The sequence below is a fragment of the Glycomyces harbinensis genome, assembly GCF_900101745.1.
Classification (GTDB): domain Bacteria; phylum Actinomycetota; class Actinomycetes; order Mycobacteriales; family Micromonosporaceae; genus Glycomyces; species Glycomyces harbinensis.
In genome coordinates this window covers 61369-79368 of the sequence record NZ_FNAD01000021.1, presented here as the reverse complement: position 1 = coordinate 79368, position 18000 = coordinate 61369, and the positions used below count along the sequence as shown (strand labels likewise).

At 71.9% G+C, this 18000-nt stretch carries 16 protein-coding genes and 1 tRNA gene; 11 read left to right on the top strand and 6 right to left on the bottom strand.

The window, feature by feature from the left end; genetic code table 11:
* Positions 1 to 4 precede the first annotated feature (4 nt).
* Positions 5 to 475, bottom strand: a complete 471-nt coding sequence (gene bcp / locus BLQ63_RS25065; RefSeq protein WP_091040276.1) for a thioredoxin-dependent thiol peroxidase — start codon at positions 473 to 475, stop codon at positions 5 to 7.
* Between the two features lie 287 nt (positions 476 to 762).
* On the opposite strand from bcp, the gene BLQ63_RS25060 reads away from it, so the two are divergent.
* From BLQ63_RS25060 to BLQ63_RS25045, 4 genes are read left to right on the top strand one after another with little or no spacing between them, the layout of a single operon-like run.
* Positions 763 to 1467: an energy-coupling factor ABC transporter permease gene (locus BLQ63_RS25060; RefSeq protein WP_091040275.1), complete on the top strand. Its 705-nt coding sequence runs from the start codon at positions 763 to 765 to the stop codon at positions 1465 to 1467.
* Positions 1464 to 1814, top strand: a complete 351-nt coding sequence (locus BLQ63_RS25055) for a PDGLE domain-containing protein (protein WP_091040274.1) — start codon at positions 1464 to 1466, stop codon at positions 1812 to 1814. Before BLQ63_RS25060 ends, BLQ63_RS25055 begins: the two co-directional genes overlap by 4 nt.
* Positions 1811 to 2572 carry a cobalt ECF transporter T component CbiQ gene (gene cbiQ / locus BLQ63_RS25050; protein WP_091040273.1) on the top strand — a complete coding sequence of 254 codons (762 nt, stop codon included), beginning with the start codon at positions 1811 to 1813 and terminating at the stop codon, positions 2570 to 2572. The genes BLQ63_RS25055 and cbiQ overlap by 4 nt, the downstream gene beginning before the upstream one ends.
* The gene (locus tag BLQ63_RS25045; RefSeq protein WP_245681085.1) at positions 2569 to 3321 is read left to right on the top strand and encodes an energy-coupling factor ABC transporter ATP-binding protein; all 753 of its coding nucleotides are present in this window, start codon (positions 2569 to 2571) and stop codon (positions 3319 to 3321) included. Before cbiQ ends, BLQ63_RS25045 begins: the two co-directional genes overlap by 4 nt.
* Positions 3322 to 3601: 280 nt before the next feature.
* Here the strand turns inward: BLQ63_RS25045 and BLQ63_RS25040 are convergent, their stop codons facing one another.
* The gene (locus tag BLQ63_RS25040; protein WP_091040271.1) at positions 3602 to 4336 is read right to left on the bottom strand and encodes a DsbA family protein; all 735 of its coding nucleotides are present in this window, start codon (positions 4334 to 4336) and stop codon (positions 3602 to 3604) included.
* 68 nt (positions 4337 to 4404) lie between these two features.
* Between BLQ63_RS25040 and BLQ63_RS25035 the strand changes: the two genes are divergently transcribed.
* Positions 4405 to 6090 carry a copper resistance CopC/CopD family protein gene (locus BLQ63_RS25035; RefSeq protein ID WP_091040270.1) on the top strand — a complete coding sequence of 562 codons (1686 nt, stop codon included), beginning with the start codon at positions 4405 to 4407 and terminating at the stop codon, positions 6088 to 6090.
* A 6-nt stretch (positions 6091 to 6096) separates the two neighbouring features.
* Here the strand turns inward: BLQ63_RS25035 and BLQ63_RS25030 are convergent, their stop codons facing one another.
* On the bottom strand, positions 6097 to 6954 hold the full coding sequence (locus BLQ63_RS25030) for a TatD family hydrolase (protein WP_091040269.1): 858 nt from the start codon (positions 6952 to 6954) through the stop codon (positions 6097 to 6099).
* 442 nt (positions 6955 to 7396) lie between these two features.
* Here BLQ63_RS25030 and BLQ63_RS25025 point away from each other — a divergent pair, with 442 nt between their 5' ends.
* Positions 7397 to 8518, top strand: a complete 1122-nt coding sequence (locus tag BLQ63_RS25025; RefSeq protein ID WP_091040268.1) for a hypothetical protein — start codon at positions 7397 to 7399, stop codon at positions 8516 to 8518.
* Between the two features lie 55 nt (positions 8519 to 8573).
* Here the strand turns inward: BLQ63_RS25025 and metG are convergent, their stop codons facing one another.
* Positions 8574 to 10364, bottom strand: coding sequence for a methionine--tRNA ligase (gene metG, locus BLQ63_RS25020; RefSeq protein ID WP_218125494.1), 1791 nt, complete (start codon positions 10362 to 10364; stop codon positions 8574 to 8576).
* Positions 10365 to 10511: 147 nt separating this feature from the next.
* Between metG and BLQ63_RS25015 the strand changes: the two genes are divergently transcribed.
* From BLQ63_RS25015 to BLQ63_RS25000, 4 genes are all read left to right on the top strand, one after another.
* A complete protein-coding gene (locus BLQ63_RS25015; protein ID WP_143015082.1) occupies positions 10512 to 11300 on the top strand; it encodes a hypothetical protein in 789 nt (262 codons plus the stop codon).
* Positions 11301 to 11552: 252 nt separating this feature from the next.
* A complete protein-coding gene (locus tag BLQ63_RS25010; RefSeq protein WP_143015081.1) occupies positions 11553 to 13694 on the top strand; it encodes a transglycosylase domain-containing protein in 2142 nt (713 codons plus the stop codon).
* A 30-nt stretch (positions 13695 to 13724) separates the two neighbouring features.
* Positions 13725 to 15275 carry a dolichyl-phosphate-mannose--protein mannosyltransferase gene (locus BLQ63_RS25005; RefSeq protein ID WP_091040264.1) on the top strand — a complete coding sequence of 517 codons (1551 nt, stop codon included), beginning with the start codon at positions 13725 to 13727 and terminating at the stop codon, positions 15273 to 15275.
* Positions 15276 to 15344: 69 nt separating this feature from the next.
* Positions 15345 to 15417: transfer RNA gene (locus BLQ63_RS25000), tRNA-Ala, on the top strand.
* A 148-nt stretch (positions 15418 to 15565) separates the two neighbouring features.
* Here BLQ63_RS25000 and BLQ63_RS24995 read toward each other — a convergent pair.
* Positions 15566 to 15967, bottom strand: coding sequence for a Rid family hydrolase (locus BLQ63_RS24995; protein ID WP_091040294.1), 402 nt, complete (start codon positions 15965 to 15967; stop codon positions 15566 to 15568).
* 96 nt (positions 15968 to 16063) lie between these two features.
* Between BLQ63_RS24995 and BLQ63_RS24990 the strand changes: the two genes are divergently transcribed.
* Positions 16064 to 17035: a helix-turn-helix transcriptional regulator gene (locus BLQ63_RS24990; RefSeq protein WP_091040263.1), complete on the top strand. Its 972-nt coding sequence runs from the start codon at positions 16064 to 16066 to the stop codon at positions 17033 to 17035.
* A 57-nt stretch (positions 17036 to 17092) separates the two neighbouring features.
* Here the strand turns inward: BLQ63_RS24990 and BLQ63_RS24985 are convergent, their stop codons facing one another.
* Positions 17093 to 17998, bottom strand: a complete 906-nt coding sequence (locus tag BLQ63_RS24985; protein WP_091040262.1) for an alpha/beta fold hydrolase — start codon at positions 17996 to 17998, stop codon at positions 17093 to 17095.
* Positions 17999 to 18000 lie beyond the last annotated feature (2 nt).

Genomic DNA, 18000 nt, shown 5'->3' with positions numbered 1-18000 from the left:
CGGGTCAGTCGAGGCCGAGCTGCTTCTTCAACCGCGCGACGTGGCCGGTGGCCTTCACGTTGTACTGGGCCAGTTCGATGTCGCCCTGCTCGTCGATGACGAAGGTCGAGCGGATGACGCCGGTGATCGTGCGGCCGTAGTTCTTCTTCTCGCCCCACGCGCCGTACTCCTCGAGCACCTTGTGCTCGGGGTCGGACAGGAGCGGGAAGGTCAGGCCGTCGCGCTCGACGAACTTCGCGAGGTCCGCCGGCTCGTCCGGGGAGATCCCGAGCACCGCGAAACCGGCGGCCTGGAGGCTCGCGAGGCTGTCGCGGAAATCGCAGGCCTCCTTGGTGCACCCGGGGGTCATCGCGCGCGGGTAGGCGTACAGGATCACCTTGCGGCCCTGGAGGCTCGACAGGGTCACCGTGTCGTCGGTGTCGGTGGAGAGCGTGAAATCTGGCGCCGTCTCACCGGGCTGAAGTCGTACGTTCACAGGGCGCAACCCTACCGGCCGTCCCTGACAATCGCCTGTGAGCACGCCCCGTGTTCCCTGTTCGACTGTTCCCGGCGCGACATGAACGCCTCCTCACGCGCGCACCGGCCACTTGACGGCGGATACCTTGCTCTTGCAAAATGATGGCAATAGCCCAACGGCGGGTTGTTGAAGCCACACGCGGGCGCCCTGCCACCGGCAGGCGGCCGCCGAACCCCGGACCAGCGGTCCGTCCCCGGCCGCGTCCTCCCGAGACCACCACAACCAGTCGAAAGGCGGCACTGCCCGTGTCAGACCTGGCGCTGCACATCCCCACCGACGTCATCGACGGACCGACCTCCCTCGTCGCCGCCCTCATCGCCGCACTCCTCATCGGCCTCTGCGTCGTCAGGGCCCGCCGCGGCCTCGACGAACGGCTCGTACCGCTCGCCGGACTCGCCACGGCGTTCATCTTCGCCGCGCAGATGCTCAACTTCCCGATCGCCGCCGGCGTCTCGGGCCACCTCCTCGGCGGCGCCCTCGCCGCCGCGCTCCTGGGCCCCTGGCTCGGGGCCCTGTGCGTCACCGTCGTCATCGTCATCCAGGCGCTCCTGTTCGCCGACGGCGCCGTCACCGCCCTCGGCCTCAACGTCGCCAACATGGCCCTCATCGCCACGTTCTGCGCCTACGGCGTGCTCGTGCTCGCGCTCAAAGTCCTCCCGCGCACCCGCTGGGGCCTGGGCGCCGCCGTCTTCGCCGCCTCGGTCGTCAGCGTCGTCGCCGCCTCCGCCGGATTCGTGCTCCAGTTCTGGATCGGCGGCGAGGAAGTCGGACAGTCCTTCGGCGCCATGGCCGCAGCCATCCTCGGCACCCACGTCCTCGTCGGCGTCGGCGAGGCCGTCATCACCGCCGGCGCCGTCACCGCCGTCGCCCTCGCCCGCCCCGACCTCGTCCACGCCCTGCGCGGCACCCGCCTCGCCCAGAACCCGCGAACCCTGAAGGAGCACGCATGAAGACCAAGAGGTTCCTCCTCGCGGGCGTCCTCGTGACCCTCGTCCTGGCCGGGTTCGTGTCCCTGTTCGCCTCCGCCTCGCCCGACGGGCTCGAATCGGTGCTCCTCACCGGCTGCGACACCGCCGAAGGCGAGATCACCGGCGGCACCTGCGTCCTCCAGGCCGCGGGCGACCACGAGATCGGCGGCGCCTTCGCCGACTACGGCATCGCCTTCGTGGACAACGAGATCCTCGGCGCCTCGCTCGCCGGCGTCCTCGGCGTCCTGCTCACCCTCGCGGTCGCGACCGGCCTGTTCTGGCTGCTCGCCCGCGGCAAGCGGACCGAATCGGCCGGCGAGGGCGCGTGAGCGGGGCCGACGGGCTCTACCGGCCCGGCGACTCGCCGCTCCACCGGCTCCGGCCGCAGGTGAAGATCGTCGCACTCGTCGGCTTCACCTGCGCCATCGCCGCGACGCCGCGAGAAGCCCTGTGGGCCTTCGGGACCTACGCCCTCCTGCTCGCCGGGCTCTTCGCGCTCGCCAGGGTCCCCGCGGCCTGGGTGCTCTCGCGGAGCCTCGTCGAATCGCCGTTCCTGGTGCTGGCGCTCGCGTTCCCGTTCATGGTCGCCGGACCGCCAGTCCACTTCGGATTCATCACGGTCTCCGAGCCGGGCCTGTGGGCCGGATGGAACCTCTTCGCCAAGGCCACCCTCGGCGTGTGGGCCGCCCTGCTGCTCTCGGCGACCACCCCCGTCGCGGGCGTCCTCGCCGGACTCTCGCGCCTGCGCTGCCCCGAGATCCTGCTCCAGATCACCGCGTTCGCGATCCGCTACGCGCACCTCACCGTCGCCGAGGTGACCCAGATGCGCCTGGCCCGCCTCGCCCGCTGCGACGACCCGCGCTTCCTGTGGCAGGCGAGCGCCCTCGCCCGCAGCCTCGGCGTCGTCTTCATCCGCTCCTTCGAACGCGGCGAACGCATCTGGCAGTCCATGGCCGCCCGCGGCTACACCGGGCGGCTCCCGCTCGAAGTCGGCCCCGCACCCGCCAGCGCCCTCCAATGGGGCGCGGCCCTCAGCGCCCCGGCCGTGGCCGGAGCCATCGCGGCGTGGACGGCGGTGATCGCGTGAAAGCCCTCGACATCAAAGGCCTGCGGCACGTCTACCCGGACGGCCACCGGGCCCTCGACGGCGTCGACCTCGCCGTGGAGGAAGGCGAACGCGTCGCGATCCTCGGCCCGAACGGCGCCGGGAAGACCACGCTCATGCTCCACCTCGCCGGACTGCTCACCGCCACCGAAGGCGCCGTGACCGTCGGCGGCCTCCCCGTGGCCAAGAAGACCCTCGCCGAGATCCGCCGCCGCGTCGGCATCGTCTTCCAGAGCCCCGACGACCAGCTGTTCATGCCCACCGTCGCCGACGACGTGGGCTTCGGACCGGCGAACCTCGGCCTGCGCGGACCCGAACTGGCCCAACGGGTCGCGGCCGCACTCGCCGACGTGGGCCTGGCCGACCTCGCCGACCGGCCCCCGCACCACCTGTCGGTGGGCCAGCAGCGCCGGGCCGCGCTCGCGGGCGTGCTGGCGATGCGGCCCGACATCGTCGTCTGCGACGAGCCGAGCGCGAACCTCGACCCGGCGAGCCGCCGCGACCTGGCGAAGATCCTGCACGCGACGGCGCCGACCCTGATGCTGGTCACGCACGACCTGCCGTACGCGCTCCAGCTGTGCGAGCGGGCGGTCATCCTCGACGCGGGCCGCGTCGCGGCCGACGCGCCGATCGCCGAGATCCTCGCGGACCGCGAACTGCTGGAGCGCCACCGCCTGGAACTGCCCTTCGGGTTCTCCCTGGAGACCGCCTTGGCGGCGCTCCGCGACTGAGGGCGGTCACGGCGGCGCCGCTGTACGCGCTGCGTTTGATCGGCGGCGGCTGCGCCGCCGCAGGCGCCCGCGATTGAACGCGCCGGTGACAGCGGCCCTTCGTCCTGTTCGACCCGCGATGGTCGTACCCGCCGGGCACGCTTGATCCGGGGCGGACACGGAACCGTCGCACGTGTCCCCAGCCCCTGTCGGAAGTCCGGCCCGCGCCCGCCGGCTTCGCCGCCGACGCAGCAGGGGCGCAGGCGCTCTCGCGCCCACGCCCCTGAAAACCCGTGCCCGGTCAGCCCGCGTCGATGGCGGCCTGGACCTGGTCGGCGAACTCGGCGTTGTCGACGATCTCGCCGTTCACCTTCGCGGTCGGGGTGCCCGTGACGCCGCCGTCGCCGGTGGCCCACTGGGTGCCCTCCTGGACCCAGCCCCGGTACGCCTCGTCTTCGACGCAGGACTGCCAGTCCGAGCCGAGGCCCACGTCGGTGCCGATCGCGATGAGCTCGTCGTCGGTCAGGCCCGTCGAGTTCTCGGCGGGCTGGTTCTCGTACAGCGCGAGGGTGTAGTCGAGGAACTCCTGGGGGCCGGTGTCGGCGGCGCACACCGAGGCGGCGGCCGCGCGGCTGGAGTACTCGGTGCCCGAGCTCATCCGGTCGAGGATCGCGATCGGGTGGTAGTTGACGGTGACCGAGCCGTCGTCGATCCAGCCTTGAATGTCCGCGGCGTACGTGGACTCGAACTGGTTGCAGGCCGGGCAGATGAAGTCGATGAACAGGTCGACCTCGACCGGCCCGTCGCCGATCTGCACCCCGTACGTGTCGGTCACCGCGGCGGTCGGCTCGGCGACCTCGTACTCGGGTTCGCGGTTCATCAGGATGCCGACCACCAGGAGGCCCCCGATCAGCACCACGGCGGCGCCGATCGCCACCCCGAACACGATCTTGCGGCGCCTGGCCTCCGCGGCCTGCTGCTTGCGCAGCGACTCTGCGGCTTTTCTGCGCTCGTTCTTCCGCTCGGAACTGCCCATCTGCTCGCTCAGCCTTTCTCCGGTCCAACTCTCGATTCACGAAGCGGATTCGAGTACGCTCAGCGGCGATGCAACGCCGCCGAACCACCAGCCGCCGGACCGCCGGGAGCCCCGTCGCCGGCCGGCCCTCGGGCCGCCGCCTCGCCGCCCGCCTCGCCTGGTCGTCGCTCGCGGCAGCCCTGATCGGCGTGCTCTGGGCCTCTGCGGCGTCGGCGCACGCGACCGCGACCAAGACCGATCCCGCCTCCGGGGCGGTCCTGGACGCCCCTCCGGGCGAGGTCGTCGTCGAGTTCAACGAGCCAGTCACCCCCGTAGACGCGGCCACCGGCGTCGTGGCTCCCGATGGTGACCGAGCCGACACCGGCATCGAGCAGAACGAGGACCAGACGACGATCACGATCGCCGTCGAATCCGATCTCGACGGCACCTACCTCGTCGGATACCGCGTCGTCTCCCACGACGGGCACCCCGTCTCCGGCACGTTCACCTACTCGGTCGGCGAGCCCACCGAAGCGCCGAGCGCCGAGGCACTCACGGCCGGGACCGACCCGTTCGTGCAGTCGCTCCTGTACGGCAACCGCTGGTTCGGCTACGCCGCCCTGGCACTCGCGCTCGGCGCGGGCGTCTTCCTCGTCGCGGGCGCGAAGCCGCGCGACCTCGTCGCGAAACTCGTCGCGCTCGGCCTCTCGGTCGTGGCCATGACCGCCGTCCTCGGCCTGCCGCTCCAGGCCGCCTACGAGACCGGGACGAGCGTCTCGGGGCTGGACGCGGCCGGGATCCAGGCCGTCATGGAGTCGAACATCGGGCTCGCCGCGCTGCTGCGGCTGCTGCTGGTGCTGCTCGCGCTGCCGCTGATGCGCCTCACCGTCACGAGCGCGCAGGAGCCGAGGCCGCCGCTGGTCGCCGGTCTCGCCGGGGTCGGCCTCGGGCTCGCGGCCACCTGGCCGCTCGCGGGCCACCCGATGGCGACCGAGCCGGTGGCCGTCGCGTTCGTCGCCGACCTGGTCCACCTCGCGACGTCGCTGGCATGGGCCGGCGGCGTGGTCGTGCTCCTGATCCTGGCGCTGCGCAAGGACACCGAGATCCCCGACCGCACGGCCGGCATGTGGACCGCGCTCGTGCCGTGGCTCATCGCGAACCTGCTCGTGGCCGGGCTCGCCTCGGCGCTGCTGCACATCGACTCGATCGAGGCGCTCACCGACACCGCCTACGGGCGCCTCGTCATGCTCAAGGCCGGGCTGTTCGTCGTCATCCTCGGCGCGGCCCTGTTCGCGCGCCGGGCCCTCATGCGCGGCGCCGAGGGCCGCCGGCGCCTGCGCGTCATGGCCGGCGTCGAGGTCGCCTTCCTCGCCGTCGTCATGGCGGCCGTCGCGGTGCTCGTGCAGGCCGTGCCCGCCAAGACCGCGCTGCTGGAGACCGAGACGGGCACCTCCGAGTCCACCGAGACGGCCACCCTCGTGACCACCGACGCCTACACCGCGCAGCTCGTGCTCGAACCCGGCCGGCCCGGGCCCAACAGCGTCCGCATCCTCGCCGACGACCTCGAAGGCGTCGCGTTCGCGGCCGTCGACTGGACCGCCGAGTACGGGCTCGAAGGGGAGGCGGCCGAGGAGCTGCGGCTCATCGAGCTGCGCACCGGCATCCTCGCCGGCGAGGTGAGCCTCCCGACCGCGGGCCGGTGGGTCTTCACGTTCACGCTCACCGACGCCGAGGGGACCACCGCGACCGCCGAGGCGACCGTGGACGTCAGCTGAGGGGCCTCACCACTGCCCGAAGGCGTTCTCGGTGTTCTGCCACAGCCGCCGGCACCACGCCTCCAGGTCCTTCTCGAGGTAGCCGGCGAGGAACCGGGCCGTGTAGTTCGTCAGCGCCGGGTGGTTGCGGTGGCCGCGCACCGGCACCGGGGCCATGAAGGGCGCGTCGGTCTCGACCAGGACCAGCTCGGCCGGGGCGACGCTCGCCGCGTCGCGCAGGTGCTGCGCGTTCTTGAACGTCACGTTCCCCGCGAAGCTCATGAAGAACCCGCGCCGCGCGCACTCCTTCGCGAACGCGAAGTCGCCCGAGAAGCAGTGCAGGACGACCCGTTCGGGCGCGCCGTCGGCGTCGAGGATCGACAGGACGTCCTCATGGGCGTCCCGGTCGTGGATCACGAGGGTCTTGCCGCGCTGCTTCGCGATCTCGACATGGGCCCGGAAGGACCGCTGCTGGGCGGCGCGGCCCCCTTCGTCGGTGCGGAAGTAGTCGAGCCCGGTCTCGCCCAGGGCCGCCACGCGCGGCAGCGCCGCGACCGCGTCGACCGCCGCGAGCGCGGCGTCGAGGTCGCCGAGGCGGGGCGCCTCGTTCGGATGCAGCGCGGCGGCCGCGAGCACGCGCGGATCGGCCGCCGCGAGCGCGGCGGCCCACTGCGAGGACGCCACGTCGGTGCCGACCTGCACGACCCGGGCGACGCCCGCGGCCTCGGCCTCGTCCAGGCGCGCGCGGACCTCGGGCGAGCCGGGCGCGGGCGTCGGCACCTCCTCCTCGGCGTCGAACGTGTCGACCAGGTCGAGGTGGGTGTGGCTGTCGCTGATGGGGAACGGGAGCGGCTCGGGCGCCGGCGCGGGTTCGGATCGGTACACGCGTCAACGATGCCACGCGCCGCGCCCGCGCGTCCGGGCGACGGCGGTGCCGCGCCCGGGTGACCGCGACCCCGTGCCCGCGCGTCCGGGCGGCCGCGGCGAGCGGCGACGCCGCACCTACACGTTCGGGTGACATGGGGGCGGCCGGGCCCCTGGATCGTCACACCCCCGCGCGAACATCGGACCTACCTTTCCCCGGGGCGGGTGGGGGTTCGGGACGGCAACCCCCGGCCGCGGGCGCGAACGCCGCCGCAACGCCGGTCGATCGCACGGGGCCCGTGTACAGGCAAGAGCTGCGGTCGTAACACCCATTTCATATACCGGACATGCGCGCCTGACAGCCGCGCCATACGTTGACGTGCAGCCGTATACCGACAGTGGATACACCGACACGCCTCGGCGACATCGCAGTCGCACCCGCGCATGACGAATCGAGCCGCACATGACCCGCGACCTCGCGTCCCGCCGCAACCGCGCCGCAGCGCTCCAGCAACGCCGCCCCGCCGTCCCGGCCGACCACACCGAGACCCTCCCCCTCGTCACCGTCGAATGGCAGGGCGAGAAATACCCCGGCGCCCCCTACGCCGACGGCGCCGCCTGGGAGCTGTTCTCCGCGCTCCCGCGCCCCGACTTCCTCCCCAACTCCCGGCCCGGCGGCGACTACCCCTACCGGCACTTCGTGCACGCCAGCGAGGTCCTGCGCGACGGCGTCCCCGCCTCCGTCGGCGACGACCAGGCCCTCACCGTGCCGCTCGCGCCCGGCATCGACCTCGAATTCGTCCGCCGCCTCACCCAGACCCCCCACCTCGACCCCGCCGCCCGGGCCCTGCTCGACAGCGTCCGCCGCTCCGCGCCCCTCGCCGCCGGCGACGTCCTCGAACGGCCCGTCACGGCCGCGCAGATCGCCCGCCTCATGGAGACCGCCGCCGTCCCCGGCGGCTTCTGCTACCGCCGCTGGGACACCGCCCACCTGCGCACCCCCTCGTCCCGCTCCGTGCTCGGCGGCGAGACCGAACCGGGGGACCGGTGGGTGTTCGCGCTGCGCTGGCCCGCCGCCGACGGCGCCGACTACGACGCCCCCGTCGCGCCCGACTACGAGGGCCTCACGGCCATGCCGTCCTCGGACCGGCGCGGCATGCCCGTGCTCGGCACCGGCTTCGCGATCTCGGCCGCGCACCTGCTGCCCGAGCACGTCACCGCCGACCTCACCGACCTGCCGCTGCCCGAGGGCGCCCGCCTCGTGGCGTACTCGACCAGCGGCGCCGAGTTCCCGATGTTCGCCTACGCCGGCCAGCAGTGGGCGCCCCTCCAGACCGAGCGCAGCGTCGAGGTCCCCGGCGTCGAACTCGCCCGCGCGCACCGCGTGCGCCGCGTCCTGCGCGAGGCCACCCGCGTGGTCTGGAACGGCATCGCGGGCTCCCTCGTCGACGCCGACGAGGAATGGGCCCGCTTCCGCATCGCCCGCCCCACCCCCGACGTCCTCTCGCGCACCGGCGCCGAGGCCGTCAGGCGCGGCGTCTACGAGAAGTGGGTCGCCCGAGCCGAAGTCGCCCCGGTCGTGTGACAGCGCGAAGCGGCCCGGCGGGAACCGCCGGGCCGCTTCGCATCGTCTCGGTGCCTCACGAGTTGAGGCGCTCGATCTCCTCGTCCACGATGGACGGTTCGAGTTTCGTGAACACCGGCACGGGCTTCGCCAGCGGCGTGCCCGGCGCCAGCGGCACCGACTCCCACTTCGGGACGTCCGCGTAGTCGCCGGTGAGGATCGGGTACGTCCCGAACGTCGCCCCGCCCTCGTCCAGGTCCGTGACCTCCTCGATGTGCGGCATCGGCGCGAACACGCCCTCGCCGCCCAGCAGCTCGTGCACGCGCTGCGAGGAGTGCGGCAGGAACGGGCTCATGATCGTCTTCAGGTCCGAGACCGCCTGGAGGACCGTGTGCAGCACCGTGCCCTGGCGCTTGGGGTCCTCCTTCATCTTCCACGGCGCGGTGTCCGCGAGGTACTTGTTGGCCGCCGCGACCGCCTTCATGGCCTCGCCGATGCCCGCGCGGACCTTGTTCGCGCCGATGAGGTCCCCGACCGTGTCGAACGCCGCGCCCGTGGCCGCCAGGAGCTCCCGGTCGACCTCCTCCAGCTCGCCCGGCTCCGGCACGGCCCCGAAGTTCTTCGCGGCCATCGCGATCGACCGGTTCACCAGGTTGCCCCAGCCGGCCACCAGCTCGTCGTTGTTGCGGCGCAGGAACTCCGCCCACGTGAAGTCCGAGTCCTGGTTCTCCGGGCCCGCCGCGCAGATGTAGTACCGCAGCGCGTCGGGGGAGTACCGCTCCAGGAAGTCCCGCACGTAGATCACCACGCGCCGCGACGACGAGAACTGCTTCCCCTCCATCGTCAGGAACTCCGAGGACACCACCTCGGTCGGCAGGTTCAGCTTCCCGAGCGCGCCCGGCTCCCCGCCGTTCGACCCCTCACCGTTGGCGCCCAAGAGCATCGCCGGCCAGATCTCGGAGTGGAAGACGATGTTGTCCTTGCCCATGAAGTAGTACGAGACCGCCTCCGGGTCCTGCCACCACCGCTTCCACGCGTCCGCGTCGCCCGAGCGCCGCGCCCACTCGATCGTCGCGCTCAAGTAGCCGATGACCGCGTCGAACCACACGTACAGGCGCTTGTCCGGGCGCTCCACCCAGCCCTCGAGCGGGATCGGCACGCCCCAGTCCAGGTCGCGCGAGATCGGACGCGGCTGCATGTCGTCCAGGAGGTTCTTGGTGAACCGCAGGACGTTCGTGCGCCAGCCCGTCCGGGTGTCCAGCCACGCGTTCAGCGCGTCCGCGAACGCCGGGAGGTCCAGGAAGAAGTGGTCCTCCTCCACGAACTTCGGCGTCTCCCCGTTGATCCGCGACTTCGGGTCGATCAGGTCGACCGGGTCGAGCTGGCGACCGCAGTTGTCGCACTGGTCCCCGCGCGCCGAATCGAACCCGCAATGCGGGCACGTGCCCTCGATGTAGCGGTCCGGCAGCGTCCGCCCCGTCGACGGGCTGATCGCCCCGAGCGTCTTCTTCTGCAGGATGTAGCCGTTCGCGAACAGCGTCGAGAACAGCTCCTGCACCGTCTTGTAGTGGTTCCCCGTCGTCGTGCGCGTGAACAGGTCGTACGACAGGCCCAGCGCGTCCAGGTCCTCCACGATGATCCGGTTGTACTTCGCCGCCGCCTCCGCGGCCTTCAGCCCCTCCGAGTCGGCCTGCACCAGGATCGGCGTGCCGTGCTCGTCGGTCCCCGAGACCATGAGGACGTCGTGACCGCGCATGCGCATGTAACGGGCGAAGACGTCGGCGGGAACCCCGAATCCCGCCACATGGCCGATGTGGCGCGGACCATTGGCGTAAGGCCAGGCCAGCGCGGTCAGTACGTGAGTCATGCGCCCCATGGTATCGGTCCAGACTTCGCGACCGGCATCGTCCGACCGCCCGTGAGGCGGCCGCCGCGCCGGCCACCGGACCCGCACGACACACTATCCGCGCGCGATTGCGCCCGGCATCGCCGATTCGGTGATGCAATAGCCCTTATGTCTGGAACACACCGCGCTGCCGCACCCCAGTCACAGCCGGCACCACGCGGGCCCGAGGCCGCCGGTGACACCGGCGACACCGCGGTGCCGCAGGTCCCGGCCGCCTACGGCGCCGCCGGCGCCGCCCACCTCCACGCACCGGCCGACCGGGACCCCGTCGACCACGCCCCGCCCGCGGCCGCACCCGCGCCCCAGCGCGGACCCCTCGGCTCCCAGACCGAAGGCATGGCCGCGATCCGCGCCGTGTGGGAACGCGCCGGTGAAACCGAACGCCGCCGCCCCGCCCGCCCCGGCCGGCCCCAGCGCCGCCGCGAACCCAAGCACTTCGCCCCCGCGCTCCTGGGCATCCTCGTCTGCGCCTGCCTGCTCATGTTCTTCGCCTGGTCCGCCGCACCCGCCCTGTGGATCTCCGTGGGCCACAGCCACAGCGGCACCGCCACCGTCACCTCCTGCCAGACCGGCTTCGCGCCCTCGTGCACCGGCACGTTCACCACCGGCGACTGGTCCAGGGAGCTCGCACTCACCGGCGAGGTCACCCTCGACGACCTCGGCACCGAACTGCCCGCCCGCGCCACCGGCCCCGACGCCCACAGCGCCTACATCGGCGGCACCGGCGGCCTCCTGCTCCGCTGGGCCCCCGCCCTCGTCCTGTTCATGGCCGTCGCGTTCACCCTCGTCGCCGCCTCCGGCGCCACCCGGCTCTACGAAGGACGCTCCGCCGCCATCGGCCTGTGCTGGATCGCCGCCGGCGCCGTCCTCACCGCCGCCCTCGCCTTCGCCTGGTGAACTGCGGACCCGGGCGGACGCACTACGCGTCCGCCCCGGCCGCTACCAGCCGGTGCACGCTGGACGCGCGCGACGCGCCAGTACCCGGAGCGTCTGTAACCGCCCCCACCCGGCTCGGACTGCCTCCGAACGCCGAAGGCGCGCCGTCGTAGAGTGGACGCGCCCCCGGAACTCCGCCTGACTCGGCGCTATGCCGCGCCCAAAAGAACTGACCGTATATTCCCCGTCATTCGGGGCTCCTCGGGAGACAGCGTGAGTGCAACTTCGAAGCCGGTGGCGCAGACCTGGTTCGGACCCGTCACGGCCGTGCAGCGGCGCGCCATGTTCGCGCTCGTACCGGTCGCCGTGGCGTTCGGACTCGTGGTCGGCGTGGCCTTCCTGCCGTTCGTCTCCAGCGTCGGCGGCCTGGCCAAAGTCGGCTCCGAGACCGTCCTGGAACTCCCCGACGAACTCGTCCTCCCCCCGGCGCCGGAGTCCTCGACCCTGTACGCCGCGGACGGCGAGACCGTCATCGCCACGTTCGGCGACCAGTACCGCGTCCAGCTCGAATACGACCAGATCCCCGACTCGGTGATCAACGCGCTCGTCGCCACCGAGGACTCGAACTTCTTCGAGCACAACGGGGTCGACCCCGAAGGCATCATGCGCGCCCTGGTCACCAACATCGCCGACGGCGGCACCTCCGAGGGCGCCTCGACGATCACCATGCAGTACGTGCGCCAGGTCCTCTCCTACACGGCGACCACCCCCGACGAGGTCACGGCCGCCAGCGAGGTCACCATCGACCGCAAGGTCAAGGAGATGGGCTACGCGCTGGCGCTCGAAGAGGAGATGACGAAAGAGGAGATCCTCACCAACTACCTCAACACCGTCTACTTCGGCAACGGCGCGTACGGGATCGGCGCGGCCGCGCAGGTCTACTACGGGAAGGTCCCCGCGGACCTGACGGTCCCGGAGGCGGCGATGCTCGTGGGGCTGATCCAGTCGCCCTCGACGTACGACCCGATCAACGGCTCCTCCGAGGCCGCGAAGGTCCGCCGCGACCACGTCATCGGCCGGATGGTCGCCGTCGGCTTCCTCTCCTCGGCCGAGGGCGACGAGTCCAAGGCGACCGACCTCGCGCTCAACCCGCAGGACGCCAACAACACCTCCGGCGGCGCGATCGACTCCGACTACGGCTTCTTCGTCGACTACTTCGAGAAGTGGTGGGAGCAGCAGGAGGGCTTCGGCGAGACCGAGGAGATCCGCAAGGCCCGCCTCTACCGGGGCGGCTACGAGATCACCTCGACGCTGAACACCGAACTGCAGGACGCCTCGCAGGACGCGATCGAGGACCAGCTGGAGACCGGCTCGGAGTACGCGCTCGGCTCGGTCGTCGTGGAGCCGGGGACCGGCGCGATCGAGGTCATGGCCGTCAACCGCGACTACTCCAACGACGTGTCCGACAACGGGCCCAACACCGCGAACGCCGACTACAAGGGCTCGTACCCGAACACGACGAACCCGCTGCTGAGCGGCAACGCGGACGTCGCCGGCTACCAGGCGGGCTCCTCGTTCAAGATGTTCACGATGCTCGCGGCCCTCGAGGAGGGCCTGCCGCTGGACACGACGATCTACTCGCCCTACCAGTACACGTCCCAGTACGTCGTGGGCGACGGCGCGGCCAGCTGCGGCAACTACTGGTGCCCCAAGAACGCCTCCGAGGGCGAGGTCGGCAACTACAACATGTGGACCGGCTTCGGCGAATCGGTGAACACCTACTTCGTGCAGCTCGCCGAGCGCGTCGGCGTCGACAAGGCCATCGACGTGGCCGAGCGGCTCGGCATCCAGTTCCGCAACCCGCTGGACCTCAGCCACGTCGAGAACAGCCCGGAGACGTACGGGCCCTTCGTCCTCGGCGTCACCCAGACCACGCCCCTGGACATGGCCGCCGCGTACGCGGCGCTGCCGGCCGACGGCGTCTACTGCAAGCCGACGCCGGTGTCCTCCGCGGTCACCAACTCCGGCGACACGATCGCGTTCGAAAGCGAGTGCAGCCAGGCGATCAGCGTCGAGGTGGCCCGCGCCGCCGTCGACGCGGCCCGCTGCCCGACCGGGTACGGCGCCGCCGCCGGCAACTGCACCTGGGGCACCGCCGAGCAGGTCGGCGACGCGGTCGACGGCCCGGTCGCGGGCAAGACCGGCACCACCGACTCCAACTCCACGAACTGGTTCGTGGGCTTCACGCCCAACGCCGCCGCGGCCGCGTTCGTCGCCGACCCCGACAGCCCCCAGAACTTCGTGGGCCGCTCGAACCTGGGCAAACCCGCCAATGCGGTCGCCGACATCCTCGCGTCCCAGTGGGAGATCAACGGCGAAGGCGAGTTCAAGCCCCCGACCGAGCTGGTGCACTGACGGCCCGTCACAGCATCTAGACTCACCCCGGTGAGCGCCACCGCAGTCCGGCCCGAGCAGCCGCCCGCCGCCTGGCGGCCGACCCCGCTCTCCGGCCCCCTCCCCGCCGTCCGGGACCGCCTCGCGAGCATCGTCCCCGACGACCGCCGCCGCGCCCTCTGGGCGACCCTCGCGGTCACCGGCATCGCCGCGCTGCTGCGCCTGGTCGGCCTGAACCACCCCAAGGGCCTGATCTTCGACGAGGTCTACTACGCCCAGGACGCGCACTCGATGCTGTCCCACGGCGTCGAATGGGACCCCGGCGCCGACGGCTCCGCGTACGTCGCGCACCCGCCGTTCGGCAAATGGCTCATCAGCCTCGGCGAGACCGCGTTCGGCTACGACGAGTTCGGCTGGCGCATCAGCGCGGCCGTCGCCGGGATCATCGGCGTCGCCGTGCTCATCCGGCTCATGCGCCGCCTCACCGGCTCGACCCTCCTGGGCGCCACCGCGGGGCTCCTGCTCGCCGTCGAGGGCAGCCACTTCGTGCTCTCGCGCACCTCGCTGCTCGACATCTTCATCGCGACGCTCATCCTCGGCGCGATGTACTGCATCGTCCGCGACCGCGACTGGCGCCGCGAACGCTGGCTCGCCGCCCTCGAAGACGGCCTCGACCCCGTCCGCCGGCGCCCCAGGCTCGGCGTGCCGTGGTGGAGGATCCTGTGCGCGGTGCTGCTGGGACTCTCCATGGCCACCAAGTGGAGCGCCCTGTGGTACATCATCGTCGCGATCGTCCTCTACATCGTGTGGGACTGGCGCCTGCGCGTCGACGTCGGCGCCCGCAAGCCCTTCCGCGACACCCTGATCTACGAGTTCGCGCAGAACCTGTGGTTCGGCCTCCTCGCCATCGGCGTCTACACGGTCTCGTGGACCGGCTGGTTCCTCAACGACACCGGCTCCTACCGGCACTGGCTCGCCGAGCAGGGCAGGAGCGAACCGGCCGTGTTCGGCGCGCTCGTCAACTGGTGGCAGTACCACTGGAGCGTCTACGAGTTCCACAAAGGCCTCTCCTCCGAGCACGCCTACCAGTCCTGGCCGTGGCAGTGGCTGTTCGACCTGCGGCCCGTCGTCTTCTACTGGAGCTCCGACGTCGAATGCGGCGCGACCGAATGCGCCGGCGAGGTCCTCCTCCTGGGCACGCCCCTGTTGTGGTGGACCTTCGTGCCCGCCACCCTCGCGGTCCTGGTGTGGGCGCTGTACAAGCGCGACTGGCGGGCCTGGTTCCTCCTGGCGGGCATCGGCGCGGGCATCCTCCCGTGGTTCGGCTACCCCGAGCGGACGATGTTCTTCTTCTACACCGCCCCGGCCGTCCCCTTCTTCATCGGCGCGGTCACCTGGGCCCTGGGCATGATCATCGGCAGGCACCGAAGAAACGAGCTCTCCCTCGGCTCCCCCGAACGCCGCCTCACCGGCGCGCTCATAGCGGGAGCCTTCGTCGCCGTCGTCGTCCTCTGCTTCGCGTACTTCTGGCCGATCTATACCGGCGAGGCCATGCCGCGCGAGGAATGGCACGCGAGGATGTGGCTCGACTCCTGGATCTAGCGGCGAGACCGGGCCCACACAACTCCCGCGCGGACCCCGTGCGCCGCTGTGCTAATCTTGTCGCCGCAAGGGGCTTTGGCGCAGTTGGTAGCGCGTTTCGTTCGCAATGAAAAGGTCAGGGGTTCGAATCCCCTAAGCTCCACCGCAAGAGGGACCATCGCCAGATGGTCCCTTCTTTCATGCCCTGCTCGGGGCGGGGTTCTCGGCCCGGCGCCGGGCCTCGGCGCCGTCCACGGGCCGCCGTCCGGCGCCTCGCAGGCGGGCACGCGGCCCGCCTGCGAGACGGTCCCTCACGGCCGGGCGGCGAGGGCCTCGACCTCGACCAGGATGTCCGGCGTCGCCAGGCCCGCGACGCCGATCAGCGTCTGCGTCGGCGGCTTCGCACCCCAGATCCCCTGCACGGCCCCGGCGATCGGACCGAGCCGGCTCGCGTCATGGTTCACCACGTACGTCCTGAGCTGGACCACATGGCCCAGATCGAGCCCGTGCGCGGCGAGCGCCGTGCCGACGTTGCGCAGCGCCTGCCGCAACTGCTCGGCGAAGTCGGCCGAGACGACCGCGCCGTCCGGGCCCGACCCGTACTGGCCCGCCACGAGCACCAGGTCCGTGCCGGCGGAGACGGCGGCGGTATGGCTGTAGCCGAACGGGACCGGGTCGTGCAGACCCTCGGGATTGACCATCGCGTGTGCTATGTGGATCACCTCTCGAAATGCGGTGGGTTTCGGTCAAGGGCCAGCCTTCCAGCGATACACGACATCTTGTGTCATGTATTCCGATAGAGTTCTCGCATGCGCGCCGACCGGCTGGTCTCACTGGTCCTGCTGCTGCGCCAGCGCGGCAGGCTTTCGGCGACCGCGCTGGCCCGCGAGCTGGAGGTCTCCACGCGCACCGTGCTGCGCGACATCGAGGCCCTGTCGGCGGCCGGGATCCCGGTCTACGCCGAACGCGGCCGCCACGGCGGGTTCGCGCTGCTGCCCGGTTTCCAGACCGAGCTCACCGGGCTGAACCACGACGAGGCGCTCGCGCTGCTGGTGGCCGGATCGCGGCGCGGCGCTCAGGCGTTCGGCCTCGGTTCGGCGCTCGCCTCGGCCATGCTCAAGGTGGTCGACGCGCTGCCCGAGAGCCACCGGGGCACGGCGGCCGGGGTAGCCGAGCGGATGCTCATCGACCCCGAGACCGATCTCCTCGCGCGCCGCCCGGACGTCGACGAGGTGCCGGACGCGGTCGTGGCCGAGGTCCGGCGCGCGGTGTTCGCCGGGCACCGCCTGCGTATCCGTTACGCGGCGGTCGACCAGGCCCCGGCTTGGCGCACGGTCGACCCGATCGGCCTGGTCACCGTCCGCGACCAGGGCTACCTGCTGGCCGTGAGGTCGGGGGAGGACCGCACCTACAAGCTGTCGCGGATCTCGGCCGCCGAGGAACTGGCCGAGCCCGCGCAGCGACCGGACCGGGTGGACCTGGACCGGATGTGGCAGGAGCGCGGCGCGCGGTTCAGGGCCGGCGGCGAACTGGTCGCGGTAGTGGCGCTGGTGGACCCGGCGCGGCGGGCGGAGCTGGCGGGCACCGGCCTGGCCGTCCTCGCCGAGGACGCCGAAGCGGACGGCCGGCTGCGGCTGGAGGTCACCTTCCAGGACGCGAGGCACGCCGAATGGGCGCTGTGGCAGCTCGGCGCGGACGCCGAAGTCGTGGCCCCGCAGTGGCTGCGCGCCTCGCTGCGCGACCGAGCCGCCGCGATCGCCGCCAGATACGAGGAGTCTTGAGCCCCTTGGACACCAGGGTCCGCCGTCTCACCTTGCGCGGATGAGCGTCAGCGGTGCTCAGGCGGCGACCGGGACGCGGCGGAGGTCCTCGATCGCGGTGGCGTACTCGAGGTCCCGCAGCGGTTCCTCGGCGAAGAAGCGGGTCATGAGGTCGACCAGCTGCTTCGGGCGCTCCAGGTGGATCAGGTGGTCGGCGCGGCTCATCTCCACGAACCAGCTCTCGGGGCACGACATCGCGAGCTCGCGGCAGAGTTCGGGGGTGGTGAGCGTGTCGTGCTCCCCGGTGGTGAAGAGCGTCGGCACGGTCGGCGGCATCGAGGTGTCGATGAGGTCGCGCGACAGCAGCCGGTTCGTGTTCGCGATGAACTTGGCGAGATCGCCTTCGTCCGCGCTGCCGAACCGCAGCGACAGGATGCGCCGGACCACGGCCGCGGAGGCGATGTCGGCGGTGTTCCCGGGGCTCATCAGGGCGTCGACGGCCGCGGGGCCGAAGCGCTCGCGCGGGCCGGCGATCGCGAGGTTGACCGCCTCGCGCATCATCGGTCGGGCCCGGTCGGGGATGCCGCTCATCGTGCCCGCCAGGACCATCCGGGCGACCCGGTCGGGGTGGCGCTGCGCCAGCCGGTAGCCGACCGAGGTGCCGTACGAGCCCGCGAAGAGGTTCACCCGTTCGATGCCCAGGTCGTCGAGGAGGCGGACCATCGCCTCGGCCGGGACGTCCGGGCCGAGGTACGGCGGCAGGAGGTCGGCCTCGCCCCAGCCGGGCAGGTCCGGGCACAGCACGTCCGCGAACGCGAGCATCCCCTGCTCGACGCGGCCCCAGTCCTCCTTGCGGTGCAGCGCACCGCCGATGAGGACCACCGGTTCCAGGCAGGGGGTCTCCGAGCGGGTGAGGCGCGACCAGTACGTGTACCCGGCCAGCCGGTGCTTCTGGACGTGGGGAGGGAAGGTCGTGCGCGGCATGG

Coding starts and splice junctions, on each gene's coding strand:
- BLQ63_RS25015 (WP_143015082.1), top strand. CDS start 10,512: ATGTCTGGAACACACCGCGCTGCCGCACCCCAGTCACAGCCGGCACCA.
- BLQ63_RS25035 (WP_091040270.1), top strand. CDS start 4,405: ATGCAACGCCGCCGAACCACCAGCCGCCGGACCGCCGGGAGCCCCGTC.
- BLQ63_RS24985 (WP_091040262.1), bottom strand. CDS start 17,998: ATGCCGCGCACGACCTTCCCTCCCCACGTCCAGAAGCACCGGCTGGCC.
- BLQ63_RS25055 (WP_091040274.1), top strand. CDS start 1,464: ATGAAGACCAAGAGGTTCCTCCTCGCGGGCGTCCTCGTGACCCTCGTC.
- metG (WP_218125494.1), bottom strand. CDS start 10,364: ATGACTCACGTACTGACCGCGCTGGCCTGGCCTTACGCCAATGGTCCG.
- BLQ63_RS25025 (WP_091040268.1), top strand. CDS start 7,397: ATGACCCGCGACCTCGCGTCCCGCCGCAACCGCGCCGCAGCGCTCCAG.
- BLQ63_RS24990 (WP_091040263.1), top strand. CDS start 16,064: ATGCGCGCCGACCGGCTGGTCTCACTGGTCCTGCTGCTGCGCCAGCGC.
- BLQ63_RS25040 (WP_091040271.1), bottom strand. CDS start 4,336: ATGGGCAGTTCCGAGCGGAAGAACGAGCGCAGAAAAGCCGCAGAGTCG.